Below are 5240 nucleotides of genomic sequence, written 5' to 3'. Positions count from 1 at the left end.
GAACTGCGCAAGGTTGACCAGCAGTGGCAGGCCTGGGCTGGCGATCGCCTGCTGGCCAGCGCACCGGTGGTGATCCTGGCCGGTGCGGCCGAAGTACGCCGGTTCGAGCCTTGCGCGCAGCTGCCGCTCAAGCGCATCCGTGGGCAGATAACCCGCCTTGCCGCCACCGCCAGCAGCCGGGCGCTGCGCACGGTGGTGTGTGCGGAGGGCTACGTGGCACCGCCGCGCGACGATGAACATACCCTGGGCGCGAGCTTTGATTTCCACAACGAGGACCTGACGCCGACGGTTGCCGAGCATCAGGGCAACCTGGCGTTGCTGAATGAGATTTCACCCGACCTGGCCCAGCGCCTCGGCGCGGCGGAGCTGGACCCTGAGCAGTTGCAGGGCCGTGCGGCGTTTCGTTGCACCAGCCCGGATTACCTGCCGCTCGTCGGGCCGGTGGCCGACGCGCAGGCATTTGCCCAGGCCTATGCGGTGCTGGGGCGGGATGCACGCCAGGTGCCGGATGTGGCTTGCCCTTGGCTGGGTGGGTTGTATGTGAACAGCGGGCACGGGTCGCGTGGGTTGATTACCGCGCCGCTGAGCGGTGAGCTGCTGGCGGCCTGGGTGTGCGGGGAACCACTGCCGTTGCCGCGGGGGGTGGCGGAAGGTTGTCATCCGAACCGGTTTGGCGTGCGGCGATTGGTTCGGGGAAAGTGATTGCCTGGGGCGCATGCCGTTGAATTCATGGCGCCTGCGAATCGAGCGCCGCCCGCGCGGCGCTGGATTTATCGCCACGCCACAAAAACCAGGGCGGACAACCAGAAACTGAAAACCCTTATAACAGATCGTTCTAAAACTCCTGCAAACCACCCTGGTCAGTTCCTTAAGGTGCCCTAATCCGGGGCATCACCTCCCCAACGGAAAAACCGGTAAGGACTTATGTGCGGATTAGCAGGAGAGTTACGTTTCACCCCCATCGACCAAGCCCCTCGCCCAGCCGACCTGGCTGCGGTAGAGCGCATGACCCATCACCTGGCCCCGCGTGGCCCGGATGCCTGGGGCTTCCATAGCCAAGGCCCGATCGCCCTTGGCCATCGGCGCCTGAAAATCATGGACCTGTCCGACGGCTCGGCGCAGCCAATGGTCGACAACACCCTTGGCCTGTCACTGGCCTTCAACGGCGCCATCTACAACTTCCCCGAGCTGCGCCAGGAACTGCAAGACCTGGGCTACAGCTTCTGGTCCGACGGCGACACCGAGGTGCTGCTCAAGGGCTACCATGCCTGGGGCGCGGCCTTGCTGCCCAAGCTCAACGGCATGTTCGCCCTGGCCATCTGGGAACGCGACAACCAGCGCCTGTTCCTGGCCCGCGACCGCCTGGGCGTCAAACCCCTGTACCTGTCGCGCAATGGCGAGCGCCTGCGCTTTGCATCGACCCTGCCAGCGCTGCTCAAAGGTGGCGACATCGACCCGATGCTCGACCCGGTGGCGCTCAACCACTACCTGAACTTCCATGCCGTGGTACCGGCACCGCGTACCCTGCTGGCCAACGTGCAGAAGCTGGAACCGGGCACCTGGATGCGCATCGACCGCCATGGCGAAGTCGAACGCCAGACCTGGTGGACGCTGCATTACGGCCCCCACCCGGACGAGCGTGAACTGGACCTTGAAGGCTGGACCACCCGAGTACTCGATGCCACCCGCGATGCCGTAGCCATTCGGCAGCGGGCCGCCGTGGACGTAGGCGTACTGCTGTCCGGCGGGGTCGATTCCAGCTTGCTGGTCGGCCTGCTGCGCGAAGTGGGCGTGGACGACCTGTCGACCTTCTCCATCGGCTTCGAGGACGCCGGCGGCGAGCGCGGCAACGAGTTCGAGTATTCCGACCTGATCGCCAGGCATTACGGCACCCGCCATCACCAGTTGCGCATCGCCGAGCACGAGATCATCGACCAGCTGCCAGCGGCCTTCCGCGCCATGAGCGAGCCGATGGTCAGCCACGACTGCATCGCCTTCTACCTGCTGTCGCGGGAAGTGGCCAAGCACTGCAAGGGCGTGCAGAGCGGCCAGGGCGCCGACGAGCTGTTTGCCGGCTACCACTGGTACCCGCAGGTGGACGGCGCCGAGGATGCGTTCGGGGCCTACCGCGACGCCTTCTTCGACCGCAGCCACGCCGAATACCGCGACACCGTACAGGCGCCTTGGCTGCTGGAAACCGACGCAGCCGGCGACTTCGTGCGCGAACATTTCGCCCGCCCCGGCGCAGCGGATGCCGTGGACAAGGCCCTGCGCCTGGACAGCACGGTGATGCTGGTGGAAGACCCGGTCAAACGGGTGGACAACATGACCATGGCCTGGGGCCTGGAGGCACGCACGCCGTTCCTCGACTACCGCCTGGTAGAGCTGTCGGCGCGTATTCCAGCGCGTTTCAAGCTGCCTGACGGCGGCAAGCAGGTGCTCAAGCAAGCGGCCCGTCGGGTGATCCCGCATGAAGTGATCGACCGCAAGAAGGGCTACTTCCCGGTCCCAGGCCTGAAGCACCTGGAAGGTGCGACCCTGGGCTGGGTGCGCGAGCTGCTGACCGACCCCAGCCAGGACCGCGGTTTGTTCAACCCGGCCATGCTCGACCGCTTGCTGAGCAACCCGCACGGCCAGCTGACGCCGCTGCGTGGCTCCAAATTGTGGCAGCTGGCTGCGCTGAACCTGTGGCTGAGCGAACAAGGAATCTGACCGATGAAAGCCCACGAAATCGCTTACGGTCAGCGCCTGCTGCGCGGCCAGGCGCCGTCCTACGAGCGCCTGCAGGCGCGCCTGGCCGGCGACGGCAGCCAGCCCCACGACCAGCCGCGTGCCGTGCACTGCGGCTGGGGCCGGTTGCTGATTGGCCACACCTACCCGGACCCGAACAGCCTGGCCGACGAACTGCTGGACGAGCGCCCGGGCGAGCGCGATATCGCCTTGTACGTGGCAGCACCGCAGCAGGTGCTGGCGCAAGCGCCGCAACAGCTGTTCCTTGACCCGTCCGACACCCTGCGCCTGTGGTTCACCGACTATCGCCCGGCGCAGCGTGTTTTTCGCGGTTTTCGTGTACGCCGGGCGCAGAACTCCGCCGACTGGCAAGCCATCAACACCTTGTATCAGGCCCGCGGCATGTTGCCGGTCGATGCCGAACGGCTGACGCCTCGGCACCTCGGCGGCCCGGTGTACTGGTTGGCGGAGGACGAAGACAGCGGCGCGGTGATCGGCAGCGTCATGGGCCTCAACCACAGCAAGGCGTTCGATGACCCCGAGCACGGCAGCAGCCTGTGGTGCCTGGCCGTGGACCCGCACTGCACCCGTCCCGGGGTGGGTGAAGTGCTGGTGCGCCACTTGATCGAACACTTCATGAGCCGTGGCCTGGCCTACCTGGACCTGTCGGTGCTGCACGACAACCGCCAGGCCAAGCGCCTGTACCAGAAGCTGGGCTTTCGCAACCTGCCCACCTTCGCGGTCAAGCGCAAGAACGGCATCAACGAACCCCTGTTCCTGGGGCCCGGCCCACAGGCCGACCTGAACCCGTATGCGCGCATCATCGTTGACGAAGCGTTGCGCCGAGGTATCGAAGTGCAGGTGGACGATGCCGCAGGCGGGCTGTTCACCCTGAGCCTGGGCGGGCGCCGCATTCGCTGCCGTGAATCGCTAAGCGACCTGACCAGCGCCGTGACCATGACCCTGTGCCAGGACAAGCGCCTGACCCAGCATGCGCTGCACAACGCCGGGCTGCAGGTGCCCGCGCAACAACTGGCCGGCAACGCCGACGACAACCTGGCATTTCTCGACGAGCATGGCGCGGTGGTGGTCAAACCGGTGGATGGCGAGCAAGGCCAGGGCGTTGCCGTGAACCTGACCTGTATCGACGATATCACCCGCGCTGTGGCCCACGCCCGCCAGTTCGACAGCCGCGTGCTGCTGGAGAGCTTCCATGGCGGGCATGACCTGCGCATCGTGGTGATCGGCTATGAAGTGGTGGCCGCCGCCATCCGCCACCCGGCGCAAGTGCTGGGCGATGGCAAGCACAGCGTGCGCCAGTTGATCGAAGCCCAGAGCCGTCGGCGCCAGGCTGCTACGGCAGGCGAGAGCCGGATCCCGCTGGACGACGAGACCGAACGCACGTTGCACGCTGCGGGTTTTGGCTATGACGACGTGTTGCCCGCCGGCCAGCGCCTGGCGGTACGGCGCACTGCCAACCTGCACACCGGTGGCACCCTGGAAGACGTGACCGCACGCCTGCACCCGGTGCTGGCCGACGCCGCCGTGCGCGCTGCACGGGCACTGGAAATTCCGGTGGTGGGGCTGGACTTCATGGTCCGCGACGCCGAGCAGGCCGAGTACGTGATCATCGAGGCCAATGAACGCGCCGGGTTGGCCAACCATGAACCGCAGCCAACGGCCGAGCGTTTTATCGACCTGCTGTTTCCGCATAGCCGGCCTTTGGCGTAAACCAGTGCCGGCCTCTTCGCGGGTAAACCCGCTCCCACAGGGATATCACCGACCCTTGGGGGCGCGCCTTACCTGTGGGAGCGGGTTTACCCGCGAAGAGGCCGGCACAGGAGTAAAGGAGCACCCAACATGTCCGAACGACACCCCGAACCCGATCTCGACTACCTCAAGCGCGTACTCCTGGAGATGCTCGCCATCCCCAGCCCCACGGGCTTTACCGACACAATCGTGCGCTACGTGGCCGAGCGCCTCGACGAGCTGGGCATCCCCTTCGAGCTGACCCGCCGTGGCACCATCCGCGCCACCCTCAAGGGCCGGCAAACCTCGCCCGACCGCGCTGTATCCGCCCACCTGGACACCATTGGCGCCAGCGTGCGCCAGTTGCAGGACAACGGCCGCCTGGCCCTGGCACCGGTCGGCTGCTGGTCCAGCCGCTTCGCCGAGGGCAGCCGGGTCAGTGTATTCACCGACACCGGCGTGTTCCGTGGCAGCGTGCTGCCGCTGATGGCCAGCGGGCATGCCTTCAACACCGCCATCGACCAGATGCCGATCAGCTGGGACCACGTCGAGGTACGCCTGGACGCCTATTGCGCCACCCGCGCCGACTGCGAAGCGCTGGGCGTGAGCATTGGTGACTTTGTCGCCTTCGACCCGCTGCCCGAGTTCACCGAAAGCGGCCATATCAGTGCCCGCCACCTGGACGACAAGGCTGGCGTGGCAGCGTTGCTGGCGGCATTGAAGGCGGTTGTTGAAAGCGGTCGCCAGCCGCTGATCGACTG

General features: G+C 66.4%; 3 protein-coding genes and 1 pseudogene. All 4 read left to right on the top strand.

The window, feature by feature from the left end; genetic code table 11:
* A partial coding sequence (gene mnmC, locus HP547_RS27180; RefSeq protein WP_172288520.1) for an FAD-dependent 5-carboxymethylaminomethyl-2-thiouridine(34) oxidoreductase MnmC occupies positions 1 to 702 on the top strand: 702 nt, incomplete at its 5' end.
* A 222-nt stretch (positions 703 to 924) separates the two neighbouring features.
* Complete coding sequence (locus tag HP547_RS27175) at positions 925 to 2712, top strand: N-acetylglutaminylglutamine amidotransferase (protein WP_172231180.1); 1788 nt, start codon at positions 925 to 927, stop codon at positions 2710 to 2712.
* A gap of 3 nt (positions 2713 to 2715) precedes the next feature.
* Positions 2716 to 4461, top strand: coding sequence for an N-acetylglutaminylglutamine synthetase (gene ngg, locus HP547_RS27170; protein WP_172288518.1), 1746 nt, complete (start codon positions 2716 to 2718; stop codon positions 4459 to 4461).
* A gap of 129 nt (positions 4462 to 4590) precedes the next feature.
* Positions 4591 to 5240: pseudogene (locus HP547_RS27165) on the top strand (osmoprotectant NAGGN system M42 family peptidase); the annotation flags it as partial.

This window comes from Pseudomonas sp. CM27 (assembly GCF_013179515.1).
Lineage (GTDB): Bacteria > Pseudomonadota > Gammaproteobacteria > Pseudomonadales > Pseudomonadaceae > Aquipseudomonas.
This window is presented reverse-complemented; position numbering and strand designations above follow the sequence as displayed.